This window comes from Roseibium aggregatum (assembly GCF_014692675.1).
Lineage (GTDB): Bacteria > Pseudomonadota > Alphaproteobacteria > Rhizobiales > Stappiaceae > Roseibium > Roseibium aggregatum_C.
In genome coordinates this window covers 243,273-268,178 of record NZ_JABFCZ010000001.1, presented here as the reverse complement: position 1 = coordinate 268,178, position 24,906 = coordinate 243,273, and the positions used below count along the sequence as shown (strand labels likewise).

Sequence of the window (24,906 nt, the reverse complement as noted above, 5' to 3'; positions counted from 1 at the left end):
GGGAAGACGGGACGCCTTTTCGTGTGATTGGCCGGAGGATTACCCGCGGAGGGTGCCGCCGGTTGCCTTTTCCACGGCTGCGATGATCTTCTTCGCCACGGCATCGATTTCCTCGTCCGTCAGCGTCTTTTGCGTCGGCTGCAGAGTGACGTCGATGGCGAGCGACTTCTGGTCCTCGGCGATGCCCTTGCCCTCATAGACATCGAACAGGGTCACGTCGGCAATCAGAGCCTTCTCCGCGCCTCTGGCCGCCTTGAGCAGCGTTTCGGCAGGGGTCGACTTGTCGACGACGAAGGCGAAGTCGCGGCGCACCGGCATCAGGTCGGAGACGTCGAGCGCACCCTTGGACCGGGTTGCCTTGGCCTTGGGCTGGGGCAGGTTGTCCAGGTAGATCTCGAAGCCGACGAGCGGGCCTTCGATATCGAGCAGCCCGAGCATTCGCGGATGGATCTCGCCGAAGACGGCGAGCGTGTTCTTCGGGCCGAGCTTCAGCGCCCCGGACCGGCCGGGGTGAAAATAATCCGGCGCGTCCGTATAGACCTGCAGCTTGTCCACCGGCGCGCCGATGGCCGCCAGCACCGCCGTCGCGTCGGCCTTCGCGTCGAACACGCCGACGGCCGGCGAGGCGCCGGACCAGTGGCGGCCGGCCCCGTCCAGAACGGCCGTGCCGCGGCGAACGCCGGCGGCGACCATGCTCTGACCTTCCGGCGTGTCGTCGGCAAAGACCTGGCCGACTTCGAACAACGCCACGTCCGGATAGCCGCGGTCCGCATTGCGCTGGGCGGCGGTCAGCAGGCCCGGCAGCAGGCTCGGGCGCATGTCGGACAGTTCCGGCGAGATCGGATTGGCGAGCGCCAGTTCCGGAGCGCCGCCGCCGAAGGCTTCGGCCTCCGCCTTCGTGACGAAAGACCAGGTGACGGCCTCGTTGAGACCGCGCGCGGCCAGCGCCCGGCGGGCCCGGTTGCGGCGGATCTGGCCGGGGGTCAGGACCTTGGCGGCAACGCTGCCGATCCGCGGCAGCGGCGTGGACGGCACCTTGTCGAGACCGACGATGCGCACCACTTCCTCCGCCAGGTCGGCCTTGCCCTCGATGTCCGGACGCCAGCTCGGTGCGGCCACCTTGACCGTGTCGCCGGTGCCGGAGATCCAGAAGCCGAGCGCCTTAAGCGTCACGTTGATCTCGGCGTGGGAGACATCGAGGCCGGTCAGGCGCTTCACTTCCGAATAGGGGAAGTCGACGATATGGGTGTCGTCGGGAACCTTGCCGGCAACGACGACCTCGGACGGCTCGCCGCCGCACAGGTCCATGACGAGCTTGGTCGCCATTTCCAGGCCCGGCAGCATGTAGTCCGGATCGACACCGCGTTCGAACCGGTAGCGGGCATCGGTGTTGACGCCGAGCTTGCGGCCGGTGGCGGCAATGCCGTCCTCGTCCCAAAGGGCGGATTCAATCAGGACATCGGTCGTGTCGTCCGTACAGCCCGATACCTCGCCGCCGAGAATGCCGCCGAGGCTTTCCAGGCCGTTGTCGTCGGCAATCACGCAGACGGTGTCGTCGACTTCATAGGTCTTGCCGTTGAGGCCTTCGATGCTTTCGCCCTTCACGCCGCGGCGGACGGCCAGGTCACCGGTCACCTTGGCCGCGTCGAAGACGTGCAGCGGGCGGCCCTGGTCGAAGGTCATGTAGTTGGTGATGTCGACCAGCGTGTTGATCGGGCGCAGGCCGATGGCGATCAGCCGTTCCTGCATCCATTTCGGCGATGGTCCGTTCTTCAGGCCCTTCACCATCCTCAGGCCGAAGGCCTTGCACAGCGGCTTGGTGTCGCCGAAGTCGAGCTTGACGTCCGTCGGGCAGGGGAAGTCGCCGCGGATCTGGTCGTGGGCGCGTTCCTTGAGCGTGCCGAGACCGGCGGCGGCCAGGTCGCGGGCGATGCCGTAGACGCCGGTACAGTCCGGACGGTTCGGCGTCAGGCCGATCTCGATCACCGGATCGTCCAGCCCCGCATACTGGGCGTAGCTCACGCCGACGGGCGCATCTTCCGGCAGGTCGATGATGCCGGTGTGCTCGTCGGACAATTCCAGTTCGCGCTCCGAGCACATCATGCCGAAGCTTTCCACGTCACGGATCTTGCCGACGGAAAGGGTCACGTCGATGCCCGGCACGTAGTCGCCGGGGCGGGCCAGCACGCCGACCAGGCCGGCGCGTGCATTGGGCGCGCCGCAGACGATCTGCAGCGGCTCGCCGCCGTCGCCGGCATCCACCTTCAAAACGCGCAGGCGGTCCGCGTTCGGATGTTGCGTTGCTTCCAGCACCTTGGCGATCGTGAAGGGCTTCAGCCGGTCGGCCGGATTGGTGACCTCCTCGACCTCCAGGCCGATCATGGTCAGCCGTTCGACGATTTCGTCGAGACCGGCGTTTGTGTCGAGATGTTCCTTGAGCCAGGACAGGGTGAATTTCATCGGGTCACTCTTCGTATTCGTCTTGGCGCTTCAGCGCCTGAAATTGTGTCTTGCTGTTACTGGCCCTGGAAATGGCTGATCTCCGGGATGGGCGTCGCATTGGCGTAGTTGTCGGCGAAGCGGCGTCCGATCGCGGTCAGTTCCCTGGTCCACTCGCGTACGATGTCCGGCGTCAGGGTCTGCCCGGTCGAAATCACCTGGGCCGACTCCGCCTCGATCCGGTCGCGCAGGATTCCCAGTTCCACCTGGGCCGCATATTCCGCCCGGTATTTGCCGAGCCAGCCGAGCGCCATGACAACGATCACCACCAGCAGCGCCGCCGAACTGGTCAGCGTGGCCCATTTGGCGGTGCCCGCAAGTTTCCGGTCGGCGGCCACCAGCACCATCGAGCAGATCGTCAGGAAGGCGACGATATAGATCGACGACAGGAAGCTGTCGTATTTCTCCGCCGCCGAGGCTTCATGGGAGGCCCGCAGGCGGGTGATCCGGTCGCGCAGGTAGAGCAGTGCATCTGCCTGGGTGCCAAGCTTCTGGCGGAAGTAGGTATCGCAAAACCGCAGGCGGCCGCGCTCCTGGCTTTTCTCCGCGCAGGCTTCCACGAAGGAGGTCGGCGTGGCGACCCGGCTTGAACGGTCTTCCGTTTTCTGGGCGTTTGCCGGAAAGACGGCGACCAGGGTCAGGAAAACGACTGCGATTGCACGAATGAAAAGGGTCATGTCGCTCTGCCTTTTTGCAGAAGGGGCCGTTTTTAGCTGGAGAGGCCGCCGGCGAGGGTCGGCATGTCGAGCGGGCGGAAACCGTAGTGCTGGATCCAGCGCACGTCGGCGTCGAAGAAGGCGCGCAGGTCCGGCATGCCGTATTTCAGCATGGCGAGCCGGTCGATGCCCATGCCCCAGGCAAAGCCCTGGTATTCATCCGGGTCCAGGCCGCAATTGCGGATGACGTTCGGATGCACCATGCCGCAGCCCAGGATTTCCATCCAGTCGTCGCCTTCGCCGAACTTCACTTCCGCCCCGGACCGGTCGCACTGTATGTCGACTTCCATGGACGGCTCGGTGAAGGGGAAGAAGGACGGGCGGAACCGCATCTTGATGTCGTCGACCTCGAAGAAGGTCTTGCAGAATTCTTCCAGGATCCACTTCAGGTGACCGAGATGGCTTCCCTTGTCGATCACCAGGCCCTCGACCTGGTGGAACATCGGCGTGTGCGTCTGGTCGCTGTCGCAGCGATAGGTGCGGCCCGGGATGATCACGCGGATCGGCGGTTCCTGGGTGCGCATGGTGCGGATCTGCACCGGCGAGGTGTGGGTGCGCAGCAGGAGCCGTTCGCCGTTGTCCTTCTCGTTGAAGAAGAAGGTGTCGTGCATGTCGCGCGCCGGATGGCCTTCCGGGAAGTTGAGCGCGGTGAAGTTGAGCTCGTCGGTCTCCACATCCGGACCTTCGGCGATGGCAAAGCCCATGTCGGCGAAGATGGCGGAGAGTTCGTCGATCACCTGGCTGACCGGGTGGATGCGGCCCGATTCGACCGGTGAGGGCCTCAGCGGCAGGGTGACGTCGACGCGCTCACTGGCCAGGCGCGCCTCCAGGGCGGCTTCAGCGAGCACCGTCTTGCGGGCGGCGATGGCGTCGGTCACGCGATCCTTCAGGCCGTTGAGCGCCGGGCCCATGGTCTTGCGCTCTTCCGGGCTCATCTTGCCGAGCGTTTTCATCTGCTCGGAAATGCTGCCCTTCTTGCCGAGAGCGGCGACACGGATGTCTTCAAGGCCAGCCTCGGTGGACGCCGCGTCGATGGCGGCGAGGATTTCGGATTCAAGGGTGTTCAGGTCGGACATGAGTGCTCGATCTATCGTGCTGCGCGGACGCGCGATTTTCGGTCGAAAGTGAATTCGACGGGTCTTTTAGCAGAATTGCCGGAGGATGCCACAATCGGCATGCAGTTTCTCGAAAAGAGAAGTGTCGGCAGGCCGGGGCGTTCAGGTCGAAGTCAGCGACTAAATCGTCCGCAGGCGGGACCGTGACAGGTCGCGAGGCGCAACGCGGACGGGCACCGGGCAGGCTTGCCGCGCAGTGTCGTTCCGGTCATGTGGTTCGAACAACGGGTCATTCGGTGCCTCGGTCGGGGCGCAGGGAAATTTCGCGCCGGCCCGGAAAGTAGCCGAAGTGTCGCGCCGTGTACAAGTGCTATTGCAGAACGCCGTTTGCGCCGGAAGCCGTCAGGTTCCGAGCGAACGGGCAAGTTCCGCCTTTATCCACGAACCGAAGGCCTTCATCGGCGGGGATTGGTCCCGGTGCCTGCCGGCAAGCAGCCAGTAGAAGAAGCCGGTCTGGTACCGTCCCGGGAAGGGCGCGACGACCTGGCCGACCTGAAGTGCATGATGGGCAAGCGTTTCCCAGGCCAGAAACAGGCCCTGGCCCGCGATGGCCGCATCCAGGCAAAGGGCACCGTCGGAAAACACCGGCCCTTCGCCGAGCAGGCTCTCGTCCAAGCCGTTGGGTTCAAGCCAGGTTCGCCAGGAAAACATCTGTCCCCGGTCGCGGATGATCGGCACGTTGGCGATGTCCGACGGATCTTCAAGCGTTGCCGCCACGGCCGGGCTGCAGACCGGGAAAATCCTCTGCGCGAGCAGCTTTTCCGCGTGCAGCCCAGGATACGGTCCCTTGCCGACGCGGATGCACAGATCGACGTCGCTGAGGTTGGGGTCGACCAGATCCACGGTCGCCTCCACCCGCACGCGGATATCCGGATGCTGTCGGGCAAAGTCCTTCAGATGCCAGACGAGCCACTTGCCGGCAAAGACCGGCGCGACCGACACCGTCAGGGTATCGTCGCGGTGCCGCTCCGTCATGCCAACGGCTGCCGAGAGTGCGGACATGCCGACCGTAAGCTGGCGCAGGACCGCCTCTCCCTGTCCGGTCGGACACAGGCCGCGGCCGCGCCGTTCGAACAGGGCGGTTCCGAGTTGTTGTTCGGTCTTCTGGATCTGCTGGCTCACCGCACCGACGGTGACGCCGAGCTCGTCTGCTGCGGCCTTGAGTGAGCCGAGCCTGCCGACCGCTTCGACCGCGCGCAGGCCTGCAAGATGGATCCGGTTCAGATTTTTCATATAGGAAAGCTAAACTGAAAAGCAGAAGAAATCGATATTTATAGCCGTAATCTCCGAATATAAATTTAGCTATGTTAAATCTGATGTGTATCTTCAGAACGCGGCTTTTCAGGGCGGATGGCTGCCGGCAGCCGCGTCTGACCGATCAGGCGCAATGGGAAAAGGATCCGCTGTCGCACCCGGTGCTTGCCCGCATGACACCGCATGAACTGGCGGATCTGCCCTTCGACCGGCCGGAGTGATCCCGTTTGGGTGCTGGCGAAGAGCCGGGGTTCAGTCGACCTGCCGGATGCCCCATTTGCGGCGGACCTGCAGGTTCAGGTCGATGATGAATTCCTCGAACACGCGCAGCTTTTTCGGCTTCAGCCGGTGCTTCTGATGAACGATATGCATGTCCCGGGCTTTCGGCCGGATTGCGTCGAGGATCGGAACAAGGCGTCCAGAGCGGATTTCGTCATAGACGAGATAGCTCGCCAGCTGGAGGATGCCTGCGCCGCGGTTGGCCGCCACGACTGCCGCCTCCGGAGCCTCGAAGGCAAGCGCGCCGTGCACCGGAACGGTGACGCTCTCACCCTGGACGCGGAACCGCCAGGGCAGGGCTGAGCCGCTGGCGGTCGACAGCAGCGGAATGCAGCGGTGGCGGTCCAGATCCTCCGGCGTCTCTGGCGTGCCGTGCCGGGTCAGATAGGAGGGCGCGGCAACCGTCAGATACGGGATCTTGCCCACCGGGCGCGCGACGATCTCCAGTTCCGGCAGGTCTCCGACGACAAGTGCGGCATCGATCCGTTCGCCGACGAAATCGGGCAAATTGTTGCGTGACAGGATTTCCAGCTGGATCTCGGGATAGGCATCGATGAAATGCGGCAGCGCCGGCGCGATGACGATCCGGGCGAGGCCGGAGGGCACCTGAATGCGCAACCGCCCGCGCGGCTGACGTTCGGAAGAGCCGATGTCGTCTTCCAGGCCCTCCACCATGGCGACGATGTCGCGCGCCTGTTTCAGATAGTGTTGCCCGTCCTCGGTCAGCCGAAGGCGGCGCGTGGTCCGCTCCAGCAGCTGGACGCCGAGGTATTTTTCCAGTTCCGACACGATGGCGCTGGCGCTGCCGCGCGACAGACCGAGATCGCTGCTTGTCGCTGTCAGGTTGCCGCGCTCCGCGACCCTGATGAAGACCCTCATTGCACGAAGGTGATCCATGGACTGCCTGATTTGGGATTGCCTGAAATTGGATTGCCCGAAATTTCCGGATACTCAATCCGATCCTAGGTGGCTTTTCGCGAAAAGGAAATCCGGTACACGCACCGCATTCCGCCGCCGGAGGGTCCGGCGCGCCAAAGGAGATTGATCATGAATGCGAAGACGGAAATTGCGGCCGAAGTCGAGGCCCGGGAAGACCTTTATTATGCGGTTCACAAGGGCATACGCCTTGCCAACGCCCGGATGCTGATCGCGCTCGGGAGGCTCGATCCGGCCGACGAGGAGGCTGTCGTCGAAACCCTGACCGCCCTGTCGGCCCATCTCGACCTGAGCCTGAGTCACCTGGAGCATGAAAACCGCGAGATCCACACTGCGATCGATGCCCGTTGCCCGGGCTCTTCAGACCATGCCGCCGAGGATCACGACGACCATCTGCATGCCTTCGGCGAATTGCGCCGGCTGGCGGAGGATGTCGCTTCGGCCACGGTCGACCGCCCGGCCTGCCTGCGCCGGCTCTACCAGCGCTTCGCCCTGTTCTTCGCCAACGACCTGCTTCACATGCACGAGGAGGAAACGGACCTGATGCCGCTGATGGAGAGGAATTTCTCCAACGAGGAACTCGCCGGGATCCACCAGCGCATCGTCCAGTCCATTCCGCTGCCGGAGATGATCCGGTACGGCAGGATCATGCTCGGCGCCGCATCGGCCCCCGAACGGGTCGCCATGGTCACGGGCATGGAAATGGGCCTGCCCTCGGAAGCCTTTTCCGTCCTGATGGGCGGCATCGTCGGCAAGGCCTGGCGGATGGGTGACTGGCAGGCGCTGGACAGCGCGGTCAACTGACGGGATATGAATTGCCGGCAGGTCGTTGCCGGTGACTATGCGGGCCGATCGCAGGATCGGCCCGCTGTCTCATGACTTCTTGACGAATTCCGTCAGGATCACGATCCGCTGGTCGTTGACCCGGCCCTCGATCTGCTCCGGATTGTCGGGAACAAGCGCAATGTTGCGCACCGCCGTGCCGCGCTTGGCGGTGAAATTGGCGCCCTTGACCTTCAGATCCTTGATCAGCGTCACCGTATCGCCTGCTGCAAGGACTGCCCCGTAAGTGTCCTTGTGGACGACAGCGTCGTCGTCGCCTGCGGATGCGGCGTCAGCGCCTGCCTTGGCCCAGGCAAGCGTCTCGTCCTCCAGATAGAGCATGTCCAGCAGGTCGCGCGCCCAGGTCTCGGAGGAAAGGCGATTCAGCATCCGCCACGCGGTCACCTGCACCGGCGGAACCTGGCTCCAGGCGCTTTCGTTCAGGCAATGCCAGTGATTGGCGTCAAGCTCGGCAGTCCCTTCGATCTGGCCGGCGCAGGTCGCACAGGCAAGGATCGCCTTGTCCGCACTGCCGTCGCTGTCCGGCCCGACCGGCAGAATGGCAAGCCCTTCGGTCGCGCCGCAAAGCTCGCATTTGTTGTCGGCGCGCTCGCGCAAATCCTGTTCAACATTCATCTGGTATCCTTCAGCCGATGGCCGGTATCTGGGGGTGTCGTGGGTCGTCTTAATGACCGGCGAGCCGCTCGTCCATCATGAAGCGAGCGAATGTCAAAACGGGCCGCCTGGATGCAAACGGCTGTTTTCGACCCTTAAAACCCCTGAAACAGAAAATCCGTCGCGGCAACAATGGCGTCGCGCTTCGACGAAAGGTCGGCCACCACATCACCAATCTCGCTGACCGGTACTGCTGCGAGATGTTGGGTCATCATCACATGGACACGCCCGTCGATCTCGAAAGTCGGGTTGAGGCGCTCGATGTGTTTTTCCACGTCGCTGAGGGGAAGCAGCGGAACCAGAACCCGCGTGTTGAGATCATCGAGCAGATCGGCCTGAAGCTCGAGACCCAGAATATCGGTGGAGCGCATCCGGCGTACCTGAAATCGCGCCATCCGGGACCGTTCCTAAAACTGCCGGAATTTCGCGAAGGGGAGACCGTTTTTCTCCACATAGGTGTTGGCCGCCTGGATGGCGTCCGCGTTCTCCAGTCGCCAAAGCCGTTCTCTTTCCGCCTTGATGGCCCGGTCGAGGCCGTCTTCGGCCGCGCGCGTCAGGTCGAGCTTCAAATTGCGTGCTTGCGTGGCAAGCCGTTGACTGACCGGAATGGTCGAAGCAGGAGGCGGTTTCGACGGCATGGGTTTCTCCAGGCATCCTTCGAAAGTCACGTTACACGCGGACCGGCGTCAGGAGAAGCCCTCGCGCGTGCTCATGATTCGCAAGGGCGCGGGGCCCGCTGCCGTTGGCAGCTCCCGCCCGTTCGAAACCTGCCGATGATTCACTGGATCATCGGCTTGCCGCAAAGCGGCAACCGGTTTCTCACTCATCCATCTTCAGGGCCTGGATGAAGGCTTCCTGCGGGATCTCCACCTTGCCGAACTGGCGCATCTTTTTCTTGCCCGCCTTCTGCTTTTCCAGAAGCTTGCGCTTACGGGTGGCGTCGCCGCCGTAGCACTTGGCGGTCACGTCCTTGCGCAGGGCCGAGATGGTCTCGCGGGCGATCACCCGGCCGCCGATGGCCGCCTGGATCGGGATCTTGAACATGTGCCGCGGGATCAGTTCCTTCAGCTTCTCGCACATGGCCCGGCCGCGCCGGTCCGCCTGGGAGCGGTGCACGAGCACGGAAAGCGCGTCGACCGGCTCTTCGTTGACCAGGATCGACATTCTCACCAGATCACCGGCCCGGTAGTCGGACAGCTGATAGTCGAAGGAGGCATAGCCCTTGGAGATCGACTTCAGCCGGTCGTAGAAGTCGAACACGACCTCGTTGAGCGGCAGATCGTAGGTGACCATGGCGCGTGAGCCCACATAGGACAGATCCACCTGGATGCCGCGCCGCTCCTGGCAAAGCTTGAGGATGCCGCCGAGATATTCGTCCGGCGTCATGATCGTCGCCCGGATCCACGGTTCGCGGATTTCGGAGATCTTGACCAGGTCCGGCATGTCCGCCGGATTGTGCAGTTCCACTTCCGAACCGTCGGTCAGCGTCATCTGGTAGACCACCGAAGGCGCGGTGGCGATCAGGTCGAGGTCGAATTCGCGCGACAGGCGCTCCTGGATGATTTCCAGGTGCAACAGACCGAGGAAGCCGCAGCGGAAGCCGAAACCAAGCGCGGCCGAGGTCTCCATCTCGTAGGAGAAGCTGGCGTCGTTGAGCCGCAGCTTGCCCATGGCGGAGCGCAGGTCCTCGAAGTCGTTGGCGTCGACCGGGAACAGGCCGCAGAACACCACCGGCTGGGCCGGCTTGAAGCCGGGCAGGGCTTCCGCGCAGGGTTTCTTATCCAGCGTAATGGTGTCGCCGACGCGGGTGTCGGCGACTTCCTTGATCGAGCCGGTGATCACGCCGATCTCGCCGGCATGGAGTTCGTCGACCTGCAGGAACTTGGGCGTCATCACGCCGACACGGTCGACGTCATAGGCCGCCCCCGTGCCCATCATCTTGATCTTCTGGCCCTTCTTCAGGGAGCCGTCGATAATGCGGACCAGAACCATCACGCCGAGATAGGTGTCGTACCAGCTGTCGACCAGCATCGCCTTCAAGGTCGCGTCCGGATCGCCCTGCGGTGCCGGCAGCTTGTTGACGATGGCTTCCAGCACGTCGTCCACGCCAAGCCCGGTTTTCGCGGAAATCATGCAGGCTTCGGAGGCGTCGATGCCGATCACGTCCTCGATTTGCTCCTTGATCCGGTCCGGTTCGGCCGCCGGCAGGTCGATCTTGTTGAGGACGGTGACGATCTCGTGGTCGTTGTCGATCGCCTGGTAGACGTTGGCAAGGGTCTGCGCTTCCACGCCCTGACTTGCGTCCACCACCAGAAGCGAGCCTTCGCAGGCGGCCAGCGAACGGGAGACCTCGTAGGCGAAGTCGACGTGGCCCGGGGTGTCGATCAGGTTCAGCGTATATTGCTTGCCGTCCTTGGCGTTGTAGATCAGCCGGACGGTCTGCGCCTTGATCGTGATGCCGCGCTCGCGCTCGATATCCATCGAATCGAGCACCTGTTCGGTCATTTCGCGGTCGGTCATCGTGCCGGTCATCTGGATCAGGCGGTCGGCGAGCGTCGACTTGCCATGGTCGATATGGGCAACGATCGAGAAATTGCGGATGTTGGAAAGCGTCTGGGTCGTCATGGCGCTCGTTTATCACCGAGTAAGCGGTTCGCAAAGGGATTTGGTGGGGCTATGGCCCCGGTATCAGCGGGTTTTTCGTAGTTAATCGCAAATGGCCGGGCTGCCGGATCTCAAAACGCCGTTCCCGCGGCCTGAAACGGGCGGATACCGGTTCAGTCCAGCTCCTGCAACATGTCCCTCAGCACCCGGCCGAGTTTTCGTCCTTCGACGGCGATTTCGCGGGCAAATTCCATCAGGTGAACCTGTTCCATCGCTTCCGTGTTGCGCACGGTCAGGGCGATGTCGCGGAAAAGCGGTTCCTGGTCCTTCGGTTCGATCTCCACAAGCCGGCCGTCCCTTAAGGCGCCGGCGACGGAGGAGCGGACGAAGAAGCCGACGCCCTCACCGGCTTCCACGAGACTGCGTCCCGGATCGGTGGGCAGTTCCACCCGGACAGGTGCGGACAGCGCGATCGAGGTCGCCGCCGGCGGGGCGATCTGCCACCAGTTTAGGTTCAGGTAGCGCGGCGTCTTCTCCAGAATTTCGGCAATCGACGGCGACGGCCCGAAAGTCTTCGCCAGCTCGGGGGCGGCCACCAGCGGCACGTCCTCGCGCACCACCAGCAGGGGTTCCACGCTGGTCAGAAGCGGATCCAGGTTGGGCCAGCACATGACGGCCAGTTCCACTTCCCGTTCGTGCAGCATGGCGGCGATCTGGTTGTGCCGGCCGTCGCGGATGACCACGTCGATCTCCCGGTTGTTGCGCTGGAAGCGGAGAAGGGCGTTGCTGACGAGCGGCATGATCATGGTCGCAAGCGAGGCAACCGCCAGGCGGCCCCGTTCCGCGCGCCTTAAAGTCTCGCGCGCCTCCTGCAGCACGCCGAGCACGCGCCGGCAATAAGGCAGGAAGCCGATTCCCTGGTCGGTCAGGTGAACCTGCCGGCCCCGTACGAAAAGCTGCGCCCCGATTTCCGTTTCCAAAGCGCGGATGCGCATGGATATAGTTGCCTGGGTCACGTTCAGGCGCGCGGCCGCCTTGGTGAAACTCCCGTCCCGGGCGACACGGTCGAAGGCCTTGAGCTGGTTGATATCCATTAGAGATGCTTATCGATGGAATAATTTCTTTTTCGTTTTCATGGGTTAGGGTAAGGATATCTAATCTCAAAGAGCTTCCAATGAATCAAGAGCGAGTTTCATTTGAATTCACCCATTTGACCGAGGTGATTTTGTCTGCTGAGAAGGCGGGTTGCGCGCCGTGGTGTGGTTCCACCACAAGCGCAAGCCAACACAGTCAGCGGGCAAAATCACCCGGCCCTTCGGGTGGCGAAAAGCGAACCATCGGCAGCGTTGCGCCGCTTGCCCGATGCGCCGCATCGCGCTTCACGACGCGCCTTGCCGAATGGATCGCTTTTCGTCATCAAATGGGTGAATTCAAATGAAATTCGCTCTGAGAAATGCCACATCCGCCGACCTGCCGGCGCTGCTTGATATTCACAACGACGCCGTTCGGACGCTGAAGGCGATCTGGACCGACAAGCTGGACACCCTGGAAGACAGGCGCGCCTGGTTCGACGCGCGTAAGGATGCCGGCCTGCCGGTCATTGTCGCGGAAACGGAAGACGGCACGGTTGCCGGCTACGGCTCCTTCGGCCCGTTCCGGGCGAAAGAAGGCTATCGTCTGACGATGGAACATTCGATCTATGTCGCGCCGGAAGCGCGCGGCAAGGGCATCGGCAAGGCCTTGCTGGTCCGGCTGATCGACATGGCGCGGGCGGACGGCTATCACGTGCTCGTCGGCGCAATCGACGGGGAAAACACCGCTTCCATCGCCCTGCACCGGCAACTCGGCTTCGAAATCACCGGCCGGATGCCGCAGGTGGGCATCAAGTTCGGTCAGTGGCTTGATCTGGTCCTCATGACCCTGGTGCTCGACGAGCGGCCTGCGCCTACCGGAAAATGAGCGGAAGCAGGGTTCGGTTGAAGTCCGCAGCTGCTGCGGACTAGTTCGCCGTCAGAACGTTTTCGCAAGCCTTGGGCAGGGCCGCCAGGGCGATCGGCTTCTTCTTCGCCACCTTCTTGTTCGGGTCCTTCGGCTTTTTCGGAACCCAGGGCTCGTCGGAAAGCCACCAGGTCAGTTCCTTGCCGCAACCGTCGCCGGGCGGCGGCGGGTTCTGGTCCTTGCAGCTGCGGTCGCCCTTGGGGCAGGCCAGGCGGACGTGGAAGTGGTAGTGGTGGCCCCACCAGGGGCGCACGGTGCGCAGCCATGAGCGGTCCTTGCCCTTTTCGAAATCGCACAAGGCCTTCTTGATCGCCGGATTGACGAAGATCCGGGCAACCCGCTTGTCGCTGGCCGCCCGTTTGATCAGGCGCGCACGCGCATCGGTCCATTTCTTCGGGTCGACGGTCCTGTCGGCGCCCTTGACGTCGAGCCGGCCCTTGAGCATCGAAATGGCGGACTTGTCCTCCCGCTCCTGCCGCGACAGACGGTGGTCCGGCATTTCGGTCAGCCAGATATCGGCGTCGAGGCCGATCTGGTGGCTGGCGTGTCCCGAGGTCATTGGCCCGCCGCGCGGTTGCGCGATGTCGCCGACCAGCAAGCCGCGCCAGCCGAGTTTCGGCGCGTCGTTTGCAAGGTCTTCCAGGAAGTTGATCAGAACCGGATTGCCCCAGTTCCTGTTGCGCGACAGGCGCATCACCTGCCAGGTCTTGCCGTCGACCGGCAGCTCTTCGGCCCCGGCAAGGCAGCCCTTGGCATAGGAGCCGATGGAATCCGGTTCCAGATGGGCCGGCTCCTTCATAGCGCCGAAGTAGAACTTCGCCGGCTGATCGCCGCGCAGGACCAGTTGGCCTGAGCGGTCGTAAGGTGTCGCTTCGCCTTCTTCCGAAAGGGCAGCCTTGGGCCTTGGAACAGGGATGGCGGCTAGCTGCAGTAGATCGTTCGTTTCGGGTTTGGGAGCGGGCGGCGGCGGAGACGATACGGCCCCTGCCGGCGTTCCGGCAAGAAGGGACAGGCAGAACAAGCCGAGCCCGGTGCCGGCGGCTACGCGGCGAAGAAGCACCGATGCGGGCCTACACAGCCTGAGGCTCGTCGGTTTCGAAGTCGTCATGTCCAGCTCGCTCCGCGTGATTCGGCCCGGAAAACGCAGTGTTCCCCAAGCATCGCTCACGCCGCGTTTACAATTTCTTTATCATCCTCCCGAGGTGCCTTTGCATCGATCAGCATCTCGGCCAGTTCGTCCAGAAGGATGGTCTGGTCGCGAATGATCCGGTCGGCCGCGCCATTGAGCGTGATCATGTTGCCCGGCCGGGCGTTGCCCATGTCCTCCGCGTCGGCCGGCAGGACGCCGTCCAGGCGGATGAACCGGGCCTTGCCCAGTTCGCCGAACAGCCATTCGGCCTGATAGGACGTGGTCGCGGACTGGCCGTGGGTGGCGATGGCCTGAAGCGGCGCGCCCTTGGCGGCGGAGAACCAGCCCGGTGCGCCCCAGGCGGTTGCGTCCGCGTAAGGAAACCCATGCTCCGGCGCATGGCCGGTGCCCAGCGAAAGGATGACGATATCCTCCGCTTCCCAGCCGAGCTTGCGTGCCTCGATATAGGCGGCAATGGAAGGATCGTTCAGGAACACGCCGCCGTCGATCAGGGCTTCCTCGCGCCTGCAGGTCAGGTTTTCCACCCGCGCCGGTTCGAAGAAGCAGGGCACGGCCGTGGCGGCGCGCACCGCTTGCCAGATGTAATAATCGTCCGGCGCAGCGCCATTATGCTGCGGGGTATTGGACATGAAGACCGGCTTGCGGTTTTCGATGTCGTAGGCAGTCAGCACCAGGTGGGTCAGGGCGCTCGCGATCGACGTCCAGCCGAAGCGCTCCTTCAACAGCCGTTCCAGCGGCCGGGCATCCAGCTTCTCGTCATAGAACGTGAAAGGGTTGGCGATGAACCGGGCCAGGCGATAGCGGATGCTCGGCGTGAAGATGTCGCGCGCTTCCGCTTCAAACAGGGTCCTGAGATCGGCGATGGTGGCCACGGCCTCGCCCTTGCGCCCACCCGGCTTGGGGGCCGACAGTCCGGCTGCGATCAGTCCGCCGGTCGAGGTGCCGCACATCAGGTCGAAACAGGCGTGCATGGGAAGAATGACGCCCCGGTGCGCCATCCGGCTTTCGATGGATTCCAGGATCCGCAGGGGGATCAGGCCGCGAATGCCGCCGCCGTCGATGGAAAGTATGAAATGCTTTTTACGGGCCAATTTCGTTCCCCCTTCAACTTTTGAAAACAAACTGGGTGGTCTTCGTGGCCGGAATGAACCGCCTGCCGGACTGCCATCAGCTTTGCGCCCAATTGCGACGAGGACATGGCAATCTGCGGTTACGCGGGCCCAGCGGCAGCCCGCTCCTGAACCGGACCGGCGGCAGCCCCGGGAGCAGGATCCGCGAGCGCCTCTTCGGCAAAAAGCGGCAGTTCGATTGTACCGTCTGCGCTGATTTCAAGCAGCATGTTTTCATGCAGCGGTTTCCAGCGGGCGCATTGGCCCTCCAGCGGTTCGGAGGCAACCGCCCGTCCGCCGTGATCCAGGCTGTCGGACCGGTAAAGCGACGGGGCCTGGCCGTCGTTGGAATAGCGGAAAGCGAAGATGCGCGCCCCTTCGGAAAAGACGCAGGTGAGCCGGACCGGCTTGTCCGTCGCCCGATGCCGGTCCACCAGCTCCAGCACCTGGGGGGATCGTTATTCTGAGCGCTTGCAAGGGATCTGTCTCAAGGCCGTTGGTCAGGAGCAGGTGGAAGAACAGTTCGGAATCCGTCGTCCCGCGCCGGGCGCCGTAATACGGGTCGGGGATCAGGAGCTCCATGTCCCGGCGGATGAGCGAGAAATCGCCGATGCCGCCGTTGTGCATGAAGGACCAGGAGCCGTAGGTGAAGGGATGGCAATTGTCCCGAGAGGTGGCGCCGGTGGTGGCGGCGCGGACATGCGCCAGAAAGAGGGGCGAGCGCACCAGGCGGCAGATGCTGCGCAGGTTCGTGTCCGCCCAGGCCGGCAGGACGTCCTTGAACAGGCCCGGCTCGGGCAGATGGCCGTACCAGGCGATCCCGAAGCCGTCACCGTTGACGCGCAGTTTCGCCTCCTGTGCATCGAGACTTTGCACAAGCAGGGAATGCCTGGGTTTGGCGATGATGTTTTCAAGAGGAATTTCGGTTCCAAGATAGGCGGCGAGCCGGCACATGTTCCATGACCCTATGCGTGCCCTCCGGGGCACCTCGCTCTCATACGTGCATGGTGGGTTTCCGGGAAGGGGATTGCGGCATTGTCACGCCGAATTGGTTTAAATTATGCCAAAGGCGAGTGTGTCACACGTAACTTCTTTTCCATCCACACGGGATGGCTTGGCCCGGCCCGCAGTACGCCCTAAGATCCGCGCCAAGTTCCATCCAACAAACAGGATCCTCCATGAACATCGATCTTCTGCGCCGCCTTTGCGAAACCCCCGGCGTTCCCGGCCACGAACAGCGGATCCGCGATCTGATTCTTTCCGAGATCAAAGGGCTGTTCGACGAGGTGACGATCGATCCCATGGGCTCGCTCCTGTGCCGGCGGGACGCGCGCAAGGCGCCGAAAAAGGGCGAGCAGCCGAAGAAGGTCATGCTTCTGTGCCACATGGACGAGATCGGCTTTCTGGTTTCCCACATCACCGACAAGGGCTTTGTTCACGTCCAGCCTGTCGGCGGGTTCGATGCGCGCAACCTGTTCTCCCGCCGGGTGCTGGTCTCCACCGACGACGGCGACCTGAAAGGCGTGATGAACCCGGGCGGCAAGCCGATCCACATCTCCTCGCCGGAAGAGCGCAAGAAGGTGCCCGAGCCCCATGATTTCGTCATCGACCTGGGCCTCGGTGAAAAGACGAAAGACAAGGTCCGCATCGGCGACATGGTGACTATGGACGAGCCGCTGATCGAGATCGGCGACAAGATCGTTTCCAAGGCCCTCGACAATCGTATCGCCTGCTGGCTCGGCATCGAATCGATCCGCGCGCTCGGCAAGGCCAAGCACGCCTGCGAGATCCATGTCGCCTTCACCTGCCAGGAGGAAGTCGGCCTGCGCGGCGCGCGCACCGCCAGCTTCGCCGTCAAGCCGGACATCGGTCTTGGCATCGACACCACGCTCGCTTGCGACACGCCGGGCGTGCCGGAACAGGACCGCACCACGGTCCAGGGCGAGGGCTTCGGCCTGCACGTGAAGGATTCAAGCTTCATTGCCGACCGGGACCTGGTGAAGGAAATCGAGGCGATCGCCGAGAAGGAAAAGATCCCGTTCCAGCGCACCATGTTGCGCGCCGGCGGTCAGGACGGGGCGGCTGCCCAGCAGGCCGCGGCCGGCGCCAAGGCGGTCGGCATCGTGGTCGGCACCCGCTACATCCACACGGTCACCGAAATGATCCACCGAGACGACCTGAAAGCCGCCTGCGATATCATCGCGGCCTATCTGAAGGTGGCGTAAGGGACGGGTGCGGCCGGTGTCGGGGCCATGTTGAAGACAGCGCTCAGGACCGCGGTGCATCTTGGCATCGTCGCGGTCCTGACGCTTCTCACGCAAATCGGCGGATTGGCTTATGGGGTTGCATGGGCCAGCCGCTTTTGGCTCTTCAAGCGGCACAGGCGATCAGTGGCCGTTCTCGTTGGCCTTTTTGCCGTGTCCTACGGATTTTTCTGGTTTGCCGCGACAAAGATCGCGCCGCTTGCAGGAAGGGTGCCGATAGCCTGCCTGACCGCATCGAATGCGGAACCGGTAGAGCAATCCGTTCTCTACTGCGCCTTGAACCGCAATTATGTTGTGCCGGAACTGGCCAGGATCGTGACCGACCTCGCCGTACATATGGACCGTGAATTTCCCGGAACCGAAACGCTTGTTCTGGACGCGGGGTTTCCGTTTATCGACGGCTTTCCGCTTCTGCCGCATTTGTCGCACAGGGACGGTCGCAAGCTCGACCTGGCCTTCTATTATCGCGGCACCGACGGCCGGTATGTTCCCGGTGTCACGAAGTCGCCGATCGGCTACTGGGCCTTTGAGGAGGCGCCGGATGGGTATGCCACGCCCTGTCCTGACAGTCAGGGCTGGAAAACATTGCGCTGGGATATGCGATGGTTTCGGGTCTTCAATTCGGATGTGCAGCTAGATGCGGACAGAACAGGCGAGGCGCTCCGCTGGCTGACCACTGCCGGCAGAAGGGCCGGGCTAGCCAAGGTCCTGCTTGAACCGCATCTGAAACGAACACTTCGCGTGAACAGCGATGTCATTCGTTTCCAGGGCTGCCGCGCCGCCCGCCATGACGATCACATGCACATCCAGATCGGGACGAGGTGACTTCTCCCGGAGGCTACATCCAGGGCTGCGCTTGTTCTAGCTCATCCAGCGCAGGGTCTTCGCCTTGACCGGGTTGTCGAAGTCCCGCTTCTCCGCCTGGGAGCGGGTCCATTCTTCCTTGAGCTGCATCCACCAGCGGCCCTGGGTGTCCGCGTCGTTGATCAGCATGAGCTTGGGATTGTATTCCAGTCCCTCGCGCTGCTGGATGACGACGCGCCGGTCCTGGCCGAGGAAGACGTTCATCAGGTGACGGACGAGCGGTTTCAGCGGCTTGACCCAGCCCATGGTGGTCCAGAACATCTGCCGCACCTCGGTCTCGTCTTCCGTGACCGGCGTGATGGTGGTCAGGCCGACCACGGAATGCTTGTCGCCCTTGATGTGCTCGATCCTCAGACCCGGCAGCCGGTAGCGGATTTCGGTGGTGACGTTGTCGCCGAGCAGCTTGCGGTAGGCGATGTTCTGCGGCGGGATCCTGTGGCGGACCATCGCCCAGCCGAGGTCCGACGGTTCGAACTGCTTTTCCTTCGGACGAAGCTTTGCCCCCTCCTTCTTGAACCACCAGGACGTATGCACGAAGGCCGCATGGGTCGGGTCCATCAGGCCGAGGGCGGCATGGTCGACCGAACAGATGAACGGCTGCATGATGGCGACGCTGGGCCCGTCGTCGGCACCGAAATCGGGCAGCATGGGCGGGACGGGCTGGCGGCCGTCTTCCGGCTTTTCGCCCTTTTCGGAAAAATAGATCCAGATCAGCCCCTGTTGTTCGACGACCGGGTAGGCGCCGCAGGTGATCTTGGAAAAGTCGATGGTCTGGTATTCGTGCGTGGAAGGAATGTCGACGCAGACACCATCCGTGTCGAACTTCCAGCCGTGATAGCAGCACTGCACATGCTCGCCGTCGAACCAGCCGTGGCGGAGCGGGATGCCCCGGTGCGGGCAGATGTCGCGCAGGGCGAAGACCTTGCCTTTGTTGTCCCGAGCGAGGAGAACCAGTTCCCCCATCAGCTTCCTGCCGACCATCTTGCCCGGCTTGATCTCCGATCCGGGACAGGCGACGTACCACAGGCCGCGCAGAAGTTCTGCCTTCAGGTTGTTCACGGAAACACGTCCCCTAGCTCATCAACATCAAACGGAAATCCGCATCGGATGTACAGGAGCCGGATGGGGGGCTCAAGGGGTAGGAATGCGTAGGGGTGGCCGAAAGCCTCAGGCGAGGTCCTGGATCAGGTTGCCGATCTGGTCTCCGGTGCCGGCATAGAGCGAGCTGACCGAGGCATTCTGGTAGCTGGCGGTAACGTTGCCGAAGTCTGCCTCGATGTTGGAGGCGCTTGCCGAGCGGACCGAGAGGCCGGTGGCGCTGTCGTAGGACTGGCGCTCGAAGGAGACGAATTGCGCCGAAAGCGTGTTGCCGTCGATTTCCGCTTCAATGGTCGTCGTCTTGATGGTCGCGCTTTCGTAGGCGATGGACGAGGAACTGGCCGATGACCCGCTGTCGTCGCCCTGACCGAGGGCGGTTTTGATCTTTCCGGCCGTCTTCCTGTAGTCGTCGGCCGTCGCGAGCGCGGTTTTCTTGGCATCTTCGTCGTTTTCGCCCTTGCCCTTTTCGACCGCATGCTGAAGGGCGGCGATCACGACCGCGTCCTGCTCCGCCTTCTTGGAGGCGGATTCCAGGAGGCTGACGGCAGGCGCCGTGTCAGACTCTTTTTTTGACTGGTCCAGAGGCGACTTCGAGCTGCCGCCGGAGGAAAAGGAGGCACTCAGGATGCTCGTGCTTTGCGTCGTCGTTTCGATGGAAAGCTGCATGGCTTGATCCTGGCCGCAAGGAAAACGCACGGCATTCTGCCTGCGCTACAGACGTCAACAATGGGACCGGCCGGGTTAACAGAACGTAAATTCTTGCCCTTCCCCGTTCGCAATATGCGACGCGTCGATCAGCGTGAAGCGGGTGTCGGGCGGTGCGAACGGGAAAATGCGTATTGACCTTTGAAGTCGATGCGGGGAATAAATCTTTAGGCGGCAAGGTAAAAACCTGAAAACACAAACTCTAAAGACGGCCGCTTAAGTTACGGGATGGGGAGCCCGCAACTATGAGGCGTCTTGCTGCTGCAACCATTCTTTCGACCTTCTTCTATCTATCCCAATACGGGCAGATCGAAGCGCATCACTACTTCGCCAATTTCCATGAAGAGCAAATGGTTCTGCGTGGAAAAATCGTCGACGTCTTCATCGAGAACCCTCACGGCATCCTGACCGTGAAGGCCGGCGGACATGAATGGGACGTGTATCTGGGATCGGTGAGACACAGTAACCGGGTTGGTCTGAGCGAAGACCTGTTCCGGCGGGGGGATCCGATCGTTATTTACGGCCATCCGAGCGTCAATCCGGATGATTTCGAACTGATGTCGATCCGGATCATCTATCGCGGCAAGACCTACGAGATCTTCCAGGACATCGGCGATCGTTAGGGTCAGGACCATAGGCTTTGTCATGGAAGATCTTCTCCTGCTTTTGAAGGATCTGGAAACCGGGATGCTGGCGGAAGCCATGCGCAAGTCCCCGTGGCTGTTCCCGATCGTCAATACCCTTCACATCCTCGGTATCGCGCTTCTTTTCGGGGCCGTGTCCTGTCTTGACCTGCGCCTCATGGGCGCGTGGAAAACCGTGCCTGTGCCGGGCCTTTCCAGGATCGTCGTACCGGTTGCCGGTACGGGACTTGGCCTGGCGCTGGCAACGGGGGTTCTGCTCTTTCTCACGCGCGCTTCGCGCTACGCGCAAAATCCGGTCTTTCAGATCAAGATGGGGCTGATTGTGCTGGCGCTCGTCAATCTGGCGCTCTTGCATCGCTCAGCCGCGTGGAAAGCCGCACAAGAGGGGACCGCGACGGAAGGGCGCCGCGTGGCCTGGGCCGGTTTCCTGTCGATGTTGCTCTGGCTTGGTGTTCTGATCGCCGGGCGGATCATCGCTTATTGGTAGGCTGCAGGCGGCCGGTTCCGGCTGTTCAACTGGCTGAAAATGCCGCTTTCAGGAGCCGGCCGCCGAGAACCAGGCCGCGTTCGTCGATGGAATGACCGAGCGCATCCAGCAAATGGCTTTCGACATTGACGCCGCGGTGGGCAAGTGCGTCCCGCGACGCCGGCAGGTGGTAGGATGGCACCACATCGTCTTCGCTGCCGTGGACGATGAGGACCGGACTTTTCGTCTGGATGTCGTCCAGCCGGTTCGGACCGGCAAGCAGGCCGGAGTAGGCGAGAATGGCCGCCGGAGGAATTTTCCGGCGCAGACCTGTGTGCAGCGCCATCATGGCGCCCTGGCTGAAGCCGACGAGTGCGAGGGCTGAGGCGCTGACCTGCCAGCGATCGAGTTCTGCGTCCAGGAAGGCCTCCAGTACGGGACGGGCCGCTTCGACGCCCAGTCGGTATTCGCGCATGTCCCGCTCGACAAGGGCAAACCACTGCCGTCCGCCGAGGGCTTCGAAAGGCAGCGGTTCGGGCGCATCCGGGGCAACGAAAGCCGCGTCCGGCAGGGCTTCCGACCAGGCGCGGCCAATGTCGATCAGGTCGGCCCCGTCGGCGCCATAGCCGTGCAGGAAGACGACAAGCCGGGCAGCTTTTCCGCCTGCGGCAGGCGAAAGGCGCGGTCCATCCAGGATGGCCATGGGTATGACCCCGATCCTATTGGGCGATCTTCGACGCCATCACGGCAATGGTCTTCTGGTAGACCGTCGCCTTGTTCCATTGTTTCAGGACATTGTGGTTGGCCGTTCCCGGTCCCCATCCCTGGCCTGCCCGCCAGCCGTGGGCTTTCAGATAATTCGCGGTCGAGGCGAGGGCGTCGGCGGAGGAGCGGATCAGGTCGCGGCGGCCGTCCCGGTCGAAATCGACGGCATATTTCACATAGTTGGTGGCAAGGAACTGGGTCTGGCCGATTTCGCCCGCCCAGGCGCCGCGCATTTCGCTCGGGCGCATGTCGCCGCGCTGAACGATCATGAGTGCGGCAACGAGTTCTTCGGTGAAGAACCGCGACCGGCGGCAGTCATAGGCAAGTGTTGCCAGCGAGCGCAGGACCGGCATGTTTCCGCTGAAGCCGCCGTAGTTCGTCTCGAGACCCCAGATCGACAGAAGGATCGGCGCCGGGACGCCGTAGCGCTGTTCGATCCGCCGGAAAACGCCGGCGTAGCTTTGGCGCAACTGCTGGCCGCGCTTGATCATCGCGTTGTTCACGCGCTTGGCATAGAACTGCTCGAAGGACAGCTTGAAGGAATGCTGGGACCGGTCCAGCCGGATCACCTTGCTGTCGTAGGAAACGCCGCTCAGTGCGCTTTCCACGACCCGCGGCTTCAGGCCGTATCGAGGCGCCTCCGCCTTGAACTGGGCAAGCCATCCGGGAAAGCCCGGGGCACCGTTGCCGCATCCCGCGGCCAGGGCGGGCGTGGTGCTGAGAATGGCGGCCGTCAGGCCCGCTGCAAGAACGCGTTTCAAGTCCATCCGCAATCCTCCGTTCCGTCGGCAAATCCCGTGCCGAAGCCTGCGAAGATTAACAGAATCGGACGTAGAGGAAACCGGAAGAAATGAGGCCCTGACGCAGATCTATTCGGCAGCCACCAATTCAGGTGCCGTCCAGGACCCGGTCTCGATGTCCTCGATCTGGCGGTCGATCTGCTCGATGACGAACAGCGAGAACGGTCCGAGATGGACATAGAGCGCCATCATTTCCAGGACCGGCTTGATCGCCCGGAAATTGGTCAGCGCGGTGCCGATCAGGGTGCGCCAGAACGGCCAGCGGTAGGTCTTGTTGGTGAAGGTCATCGACCAGATCAGGCGGCCGAAGAGTTTCAGGTCGTGGAAGAAGCCGGCGCTGACGACCGTGCCGTTGGCGCCGTCGAGCTTGAGCATGCCGGCGACCTTGCGCACCCGGCCGAAATAGGCGTCCGGTGCATAGACCCGGGCGATGATCTCGCGGAAATCGCGCAGGATCTCCTGCCGTGGACGCTTGGTCTGGAAATTCAGACCGGCCGTGCACTGGTCGCCGTGGGCCGTGTCCGGATCGTCCATGCCGAAGTCGGCATGCAGCCGGCCTTCCTTTGCAAGCCTCCGGGTCAGCTGCGTACTCGGAAGCGCGTAAAGCAGTCCCGTCATGGCAACGGGAATGGCGGCTTCCTCGATCAGCCCTGCAATCTCGTCGGCAACCTTGTCGCTTTCCTCGTCAAAGCCGACGATAAAGCCGGCCAGAACCCAGATACCGGCGTCATAGATCCGGTGAACGCTCTTGGCGATATCCCGCCTTGTGTTCTGCTTCTTGCGCGTTGCGACCAGCACGTCCGGGTCCGGGCTCTCGATGCCGATGAAGACGGAGAAGAAGCTCGCCTCCTGCATCAGGCGCAGAAGTTCCGCATCGTCGGCAAGATTGAGCGATGCCTCGGTGGAGAACTCGAACGGATAGTTCCGCTCCTTCTGCCACTTGATCAGGTGGGGCAGGAACGCCTTCACCGCCTTCTTGTTGCCGATCAGGTTGTCGTCGACGAAGTCGACATGGCCCCGGTAGCCGAGGTCGTAGAGCCGGTCCAGTTCGGCCAGCATCTGGTCGGCGTTCTTGGTGCGCGGCTTGCGGCCGTAAAGCTCGATGATGTCGCAGAATTCGCAGGTGAACGGGCAGCCCCGGGAAAACTGGACACTGACTTGAACGTAGTTTTCGAAGTTCAGCAGGTCGAACCGCGGTGCCGGCGTGGCCGTGACATCCGCCTTGAACTTCTCCGCCGTGAAGGTGCCCGAACGGGTGCCGTTGTCCCAGGCGCTCAGGAATTCGCCGATCACGCCTTCGGCCTCGCCGATGATGCGGAAATCGGCCTCTTCGTAGAGTTCCGGGCTTGTCGTCGGGTCCGGGCCGCCGACGGCCACGGGAATGCCCTTGGCCCGGCAGGCGCGGACGATCTGAAGCGTGTCCGCCTGTTGAGGCAGCATGCCGCCGGTCAGGACGATATCCGCCCAGTCCAGATCAGCGTCTTCCAGTTCCGCGGTATTGCGGTCGATGAGCCGGATCTCCCAGGTATCCGGGAGCATGGCCGCGACGGTGATCAGGCCGAGCGGCGGCGCGGGATATTTCGCACCGACCAGTTCACAGGTCTTGCCGTAATTCCAGAAGGAACCCGCCATGAAGCGCGGGTGGATCAAGAGTGCCCTGCATGTTGGTTCGGTCATGCGTGTTTGCGATCCCACACTGCTTCGGCGGCACCATTGCCGACCGTTCGCCACACTCTATTGGATTTTACATAGAACGAAAGGGAGGCTTTTTGTGAAAATAAAAAAGGGCGGAAAACCGCCCTTCCATCCGGTCTTTTCGACCTGCTTAAAGGATCTTCAGATCCTCGGCCATCGCCTGGCCGCGGCGCCACTCGAGATCGAAAACCACAAGCTGGCCTTCTTCGAGCGTATCGATGCCGGACCGGCGCAATGCCGAAATGTCGACGAAGATGTCTTCCCCGTCCTGGGGTTCGATGGAGCCGATACCTCGGCCGATGTCGAACCATTTTACGTTGCCGTGCAACATGACTATTTACTTTCCAAATTCATTTCTGCGTCGTCGTAATCGAGGCGTCTTACCCCGCTAACACAACGTCTTCATGACAGTTTTGTTTGAAGGTATGGGACGTCCGTCAAGATGAAC

The 24,906-nt window shown here is 62.6% G+C and carries 27 protein-coding genes and 1 pseudogene; 9 read left to right on the top strand and 19 right to left on the bottom strand.

Translation table 11 applies throughout. From position 1 onward, the window contains the following. Positions 1-39: 39 nt before the first annotated feature. The 4 genes from pheT to HK439_RS01025 all read right to left on the bottom strand — a co-directional run bounded on the left by pheT (position 40) and on the right by HK439_RS01025 (position 5,563). A complete protein-coding gene (gene pheT / locus HK439_RS01040; RefSeq protein WP_190289498.1) occupies positions 40-2,460 on the bottom strand; it encodes a phenylalanine--tRNA ligase subunit beta in 2,421 nt (806 codons plus the stop codon). Positions 2,461-2,516: 56 nt separating this feature from the next. Then, positions 2,517-3,176 (bottom strand): phenylalanyl-tRNA synthetase subunit alpha, encoded by a 660-nt coding sequence (locus tag HK439_RS01035; RefSeq protein WP_190289497.1) that lies wholly within the window; start codon positions 3,174-3,176, stop codon positions 2,517-2,519. A 32-nt stretch (positions 3,177-3,208) separates the two neighbouring features. Further along, positions 3,209-4,291 carry a phenylalanine--tRNA ligase subunit alpha gene (gene pheS, locus HK439_RS01030; protein WP_190289496.1) on the bottom strand — a complete coding sequence of 361 codons (1,083 nt, stop codon included), beginning with the start codon at positions 4,289-4,291 and terminating at the stop codon, positions 3,209-3,211. A 381-nt stretch (positions 4,292-4,672) separates the two neighbouring features. Continuing rightward, on the bottom strand, positions 4,673-5,563 hold the full coding sequence (locus HK439_RS01025) for a LysR substrate-binding domain-containing protein (RefSeq protein ID WP_190289495.1): 891 nt from the start codon (positions 5,561-5,563) through the stop codon (positions 4,673-4,675). A gap of 83 nt (positions 5,564-5,646) precedes the next feature. Here HK439_RS01025 and HK439_RS01020 point away from each other — a divergent pair, with 83 nt between their 5' ends. Next, the gene (locus HK439_RS01020) at positions 5,647-5,805 is read left to right on the top strand and encodes a hypothetical protein (protein ID WP_190289543.1); all 159 of its coding nucleotides are present in this window, start codon (positions 5,647-5,649) and stop codon (positions 5,803-5,805) included. A gap of 31 nt (positions 5,806-5,836) precedes the next feature. On the opposite strand, the gene HK439_RS01015 is transcribed toward HK439_RS01020, so the two are convergent. Then, the gene (locus HK439_RS01015; protein WP_190289494.1) at positions 5,837-6,742 is read right to left on the bottom strand and encodes a LysR family transcriptional regulator; all 906 of its coding nucleotides are present in this window, start codon (positions 6,740-6,742) and stop codon (positions 5,837-5,839) included. Between the two features lie 168 nt (positions 6,743-6,910). Here HK439_RS01015 and HK439_RS01010 point away from each other — a divergent pair, with 168 nt between their 5' ends. Then, positions 6,911-7,603 (top strand): hypothetical protein, encoded by a 693-nt coding sequence (locus tag HK439_RS01010; RefSeq protein ID WP_190289493.1) that lies wholly within the window; start codon positions 6,911-6,913, stop codon positions 7,601-7,603. A gap of 69 nt (positions 7,604-7,672) precedes the next feature. Here HK439_RS01010 and HK439_RS26760 read toward each other — a convergent pair whose 3' ends face one another. The 5 genes from HK439_RS26760 to HK439_RS00985 form a co-directional block, all read right to left on the bottom strand. After that, a complete protein-coding gene (locus HK439_RS26760) occupies positions 7,673-8,257 on the bottom strand; it encodes a PhnA domain-containing protein (protein WP_190289492.1) in 585 nt (194 codons plus the stop codon). Between the two features lie 134 nt (positions 8,258-8,391). Beyond that, positions 8,392-8,691 carry a CcdB family protein gene (locus HK439_RS01000; RefSeq protein ID WP_190289491.1) on the bottom strand — a complete coding sequence of 100 codons (300 nt, stop codon included), beginning with the start codon at positions 8,689-8,691 and terminating at the stop codon, positions 8,392-8,394. Positions 8,692-8,703: 12 nt separating this feature from the next. Continuing rightward, the gene (locus HK439_RS00995; protein WP_190289490.1) at positions 8,704-8,934 is read right to left on the bottom strand and encodes a type II toxin-antitoxin system CcdA family antitoxin; all 231 of its coding nucleotides are present in this window, start codon (positions 8,932-8,934) and stop codon (positions 8,704-8,706) included. Positions 8,935-9,115: 181 nt separating this feature from the next. After that, the gene (gene lepA, locus HK439_RS00990) at positions 9,116-10,921 is read right to left on the bottom strand and encodes a translation elongation factor 4 (protein ID WP_190289489.1); all 1,806 of its coding nucleotides are present in this window, start codon (positions 10,919-10,921) and stop codon (positions 9,116-9,118) included. Between the two features lie 152 nt (positions 10,922-11,073). After that, entirely contained in the window at positions 11,074-11,994 is a 921-nt protein-coding gene (locus HK439_RS00985) for a LysR family transcriptional regulator (protein WP_190289488.1), read from the bottom strand. Positions 11,995-12,074: 80 nt separating this feature from the next. Here HK439_RS00985 and HK439_RS00980 point away from each other — a divergent pair, with 80 nt between their 5' ends. Both HK439_RS00980 and HK439_RS00975 read left to right on the top strand, forming a co-directional pair. Continuing rightward, positions 12,075-12,338: a hypothetical protein gene (locus HK439_RS00980; protein ID WP_190289487.1), complete on the top strand. Its 264-nt coding sequence runs from the start codon at positions 12,075-12,077 to the stop codon at positions 12,336-12,338. Beyond that, positions 12,335-12,859: a GNAT family N-acetyltransferase gene (locus HK439_RS00975; RefSeq protein WP_190289486.1), complete on the top strand. Its 525-nt coding sequence runs from the start codon at positions 12,335-12,337 to the stop codon at positions 12,857-12,859. Before HK439_RS00980 ends, HK439_RS00975 begins: the two co-directional genes overlap by 4 nt. A 40-nt stretch (positions 12,860-12,899) precedes the next feature. Here HK439_RS00975 and mepA read toward each other — a convergent pair whose 3' ends face one another. The 3 genes and pseudogenes from mepA to HK439_RS27325 form a co-directional block, all read right to left on the bottom strand. Then, positions 12,900-14,006 carry a penicillin-insensitive murein endopeptidase gene (gene mepA / locus HK439_RS00970; protein WP_190289485.1) on the bottom strand — a complete coding sequence of 369 codons (1,107 nt, stop codon included), beginning with the start codon at positions 14,004-14,006 and terminating at the stop codon, positions 12,900-12,902. Positions 14,007-14,062: 56 nt separating this feature from the next. Then, positions 14,063-15,139: a patatin-like phospholipase family protein gene (locus tag HK439_RS00965; protein WP_190289484.1), complete on the bottom strand. Its 1,077-nt coding sequence runs from the start codon at positions 15,137-15,139 to the stop codon at positions 14,063-14,065. A gap of 119 nt (positions 15,140-15,258) precedes the next feature. Beyond that, positions 15,259-15,976, bottom strand: a pseudogene (locus HK439_RS27325) (class II glutamine amidotransferase). On the opposite strand from HK439_RS27325, the gene HK439_RS27200 reads away from it, so the two are divergent. The 3 genes from HK439_RS27200 to HK439_RS00950 all read left to right on the top strand — a co-directional run bounded on the left by HK439_RS27200 (position 15,857) and on the right by HK439_RS00950 (position 18,246). Beyond that, positions 15,857-16,120, top strand: coding sequence for a hypothetical protein (locus tag HK439_RS27200; protein WP_328804065.1), 264 nt, complete (start codon positions 15,857-15,859; stop codon positions 16,118-16,120). The pseudogene HK439_RS27325 and the gene HK439_RS27200 sit on opposite strands and share 120 nt — an antisense overlap. A gap of 215 nt (positions 16,121-16,335) precedes the next feature. After that, positions 16,336-17,382, top strand: a complete 1,047-nt coding sequence (locus HK439_RS00955; protein ID WP_190289483.1) for a M42 family metallopeptidase — start codon at positions 16,336-16,338, stop codon at positions 17,380-17,382. A gap of 27 nt (positions 17,383-17,409) precedes the next feature. Continuing rightward, positions 17,410-18,246, top strand: coding sequence for a hypothetical protein (locus HK439_RS00950; protein ID WP_190289482.1), 837 nt, complete (start codon positions 17,410-17,412; stop codon positions 18,244-18,246). Positions 18,247-18,282: 36 nt separating this feature from the next. Here the strand turns inward: HK439_RS00950 and HK439_RS00945 are convergent, their stop codons facing one another. After that, positions 18,283-19,344: a Rieske 2Fe-2S domain-containing protein gene (locus tag HK439_RS00945; protein WP_190289481.1), complete on the bottom strand. Its 1,062-nt coding sequence runs from the start codon at positions 19,342-19,344 to the stop codon at positions 18,283-18,285. Between the two features lie 108 nt (positions 19,345-19,452). Further along, positions 19,453-20,049: a hypothetical protein gene (locus HK439_RS00940; protein ID WP_190289480.1), complete on the bottom strand. Its 597-nt coding sequence runs from the start codon at positions 20,047-20,049 to the stop codon at positions 19,453-19,455. Positions 20,050-20,333: 284 nt separating this feature from the next. Between HK439_RS00940 and HK439_RS00935 the strand changes: the two genes are divergently transcribed. Together HK439_RS00935 and HK439_RS00930 are read left to right on the top strand one after the other, a co-directional pair. After that, a complete protein-coding gene (locus HK439_RS00935; RefSeq protein ID WP_190289479.1) occupies positions 20,334-20,711 on the top strand; it encodes a DUF6152 family protein in 378 nt (125 codons plus the stop codon). A 22-nt stretch (positions 20,712-20,733) separates the two neighbouring features. Then, complete coding sequence (locus HK439_RS00930) at positions 20,734-21,219, top strand: hypothetical protein (RefSeq protein WP_190289478.1); 486 nt, start codon at positions 20,734-20,736, stop codon at positions 21,217-21,219. A 25-nt stretch (positions 21,220-21,244) separates the two neighbouring features. Here HK439_RS00930 and HK439_RS00925 read toward each other — a convergent pair whose 3' ends face one another. The 4 genes from HK439_RS00925 to HK439_RS00910 form a co-directional block, all read right to left on the bottom strand. After that, a complete protein-coding gene (locus tag HK439_RS00925) occupies positions 21,245-21,901 on the bottom strand; it encodes an alpha/beta hydrolase (protein ID WP_190289477.1) in 657 nt (218 codons plus the stop codon). Positions 21,902-21,917: 16 nt separating this feature from the next. Next, complete coding sequence (locus HK439_RS00920; RefSeq protein ID WP_190289476.1) at positions 21,918-22,730, bottom strand: lytic murein transglycosylase; 813 nt, start codon at positions 22,728-22,730, stop codon at positions 21,918-21,920. A gap of 102 nt (positions 22,731-22,832) precedes the next feature. Next, the gene (locus tag HK439_RS00915) at positions 22,833-24,440 is read right to left on the bottom strand and encodes a B12-binding domain-containing radical SAM protein (protein WP_190289475.1); all 1,608 of its coding nucleotides are present in this window, start codon (positions 24,438-24,440) and stop codon (positions 22,833-22,835) included. A 148-nt stretch (positions 24,441-24,588) separates the two neighbouring features. Then, positions 24,589-24,789, bottom strand: coding sequence for a cold-shock protein (locus tag HK439_RS00910; RefSeq protein ID WP_190289474.1), 201 nt, complete (start codon positions 24,787-24,789; stop codon positions 24,589-24,591). Positions 24,790-24,906: the final 117 nt, after the last annotated feature.

Excerpts from the sequence above, each read along its gene's own strand:
- pheT (WP_190289498.1), bottom strand. The coding sequence starts at position 2,460 with ATGAAATTCACCCTGTCCTGGCTCAAGGAACATCTCGACACAAACGCC.
- HK439_RS01035 (WP_190289497.1), bottom strand. The coding sequence starts at position 3,176 with ATGACCCTTTTCATTCGTGCAATCGCAGTCGTTTTCCTGACCCTGGTC.
- pheS (WP_190289496.1), bottom strand. The coding sequence starts at position 4,291 with ATGTCCGACCTGAACACCCTTGAATCCGAAATCCTCGCCGCCATCGAC.
- HK439_RS01025 (WP_190289495.1), bottom strand. The coding sequence starts at position 5,563 with ATGAAAAATCTGAACCGGATCCATCTTGCAGGCCTGCGCGCGGTCGAA.
- HK439_RS01020 (WP_190289543.1), top strand. The coding sequence starts at position 5,647 with ATGTGTATCTTCAGAACGCGGCTTTTCAGGGCGGATGGCTGCCGGCAG.
- HK439_RS01015 (WP_190289494.1), bottom strand. The coding sequence starts at position 6,742 with ATGAGGGTCTTCATCAGGGTCGCGGAGCGCGGCAACCTGACAGCGACA.
- HK439_RS01010 (WP_190289493.1), top strand. The coding sequence starts at position 6,911 with ATGAATGCGAAGACGGAAATTGCGGCCGAAGTCGAGGCCCGGGAAGAC.
- HK439_RS26760 (WP_190289492.1), bottom strand. The coding sequence starts at position 8,257 with ATGAATGTTGAACAGGATTTGCGCGAGCGCGCCGACAACAAATGCGAG.
- HK439_RS01000 (WP_190289491.1), bottom strand. The coding sequence starts at position 8,691 with ATGGCGCGATTTCAGGTACGCCGGATGCGCTCCACCGATATTCTGGGT.
- HK439_RS00995 (WP_190289490.1), bottom strand. The coding sequence starts at position 8,934 with ATGCCGTCGAAACCGCCTCCTGCTTCGACCATTCCGGTCAGTCAACGG.
- lepA (WP_190289489.1), bottom strand. The coding sequence starts at position 10,921 with ATGACGACCCAGACGCTTTCCAACATCCGCAATTTCTCGATCGTTGCC.
- HK439_RS00985 (WP_190289488.1), bottom strand. The coding sequence starts at position 11,994 with ATGGATATCAACCAGCTCAAGGCCTTCGACCGTGTCGCCCGGGACGGG.
- HK439_RS00980 (WP_190289487.1), top strand. The coding sequence starts at position 12,075 with ATGAATCAAGAGCGAGTTTCATTTGAATTCACCCATTTGACCGAGGTG.
- HK439_RS00975 (WP_190289486.1), top strand. The coding sequence starts at position 12,335 with ATGAAATTCGCTCTGAGAAATGCCACATCCGCCGACCTGCCGGCGCTG.
- mepA (WP_190289485.1), bottom strand. The coding sequence starts at position 14,006 with ATGACGACTTCGAAACCGACGAGCCTCAGGCTGTGTAGGCCCGCATCG.
- HK439_RS27200 (WP_328804065.1), top strand. The coding sequence starts at position 15,857 with ATGCGCCAGAAAGAGGGGCGAGCGCACCAGGCGGCAGATGCTGCGCAG.
- HK439_RS00955 (WP_190289483.1), top strand. The coding sequence starts at position 16,336 with ATGAACATCGATCTTCTGCGCCGCCTTTGCGAAACCCCCGGCGTTCCC.
- HK439_RS00950 (WP_190289482.1), top strand. The coding sequence starts at position 17,410 with ATGTTGAAGACAGCGCTCAGGACCGCGGTGCATCTTGGCATCGTCGCG.
- HK439_RS00940 (WP_190289480.1), bottom strand. The coding sequence starts at position 20,049 with ATGCAGCTTTCCATCGAAACGACGACGCAAAGCACGAGCATCCTGAGT.
- HK439_RS00935 (WP_190289479.1), top strand. The coding sequence starts at position 20,334 with ATGAGGCGTCTTGCTGCTGCAACCATTCTTTCGACCTTCTTCTATCTA.
- HK439_RS00930 (WP_190289478.1), top strand. The coding sequence starts at position 20,734 with ATGGAAGATCTTCTCCTGCTTTTGAAGGATCTGGAAACCGGGATGCTG.
- HK439_RS00925 (WP_190289477.1), bottom strand. The coding sequence starts at position 21,901 with ATGGCCATCCTGGATGGACCGCGCCTTTCGCCTGCCGCAGGCGGAAAA.
- HK439_RS00920 (WP_190289476.1), bottom strand. The coding sequence starts at position 22,730 with ATGGACTTGAAACGCGTTCTTGCAGCGGGCCTGACGGCCGCCATTCTC.
- HK439_RS00915 (WP_190289475.1), bottom strand. The coding sequence starts at position 24,440 with ATGACCGAACCAACATGCAGGGCACTCTTGATCCACCCGCGCTTCATG.
- HK439_RS00910 (WP_190289474.1), bottom strand. The coding sequence starts at position 24,789 with ATGTTGCACGGCAACGTAAAATGGTTCGACATCGGCCGAGGTATCGGC.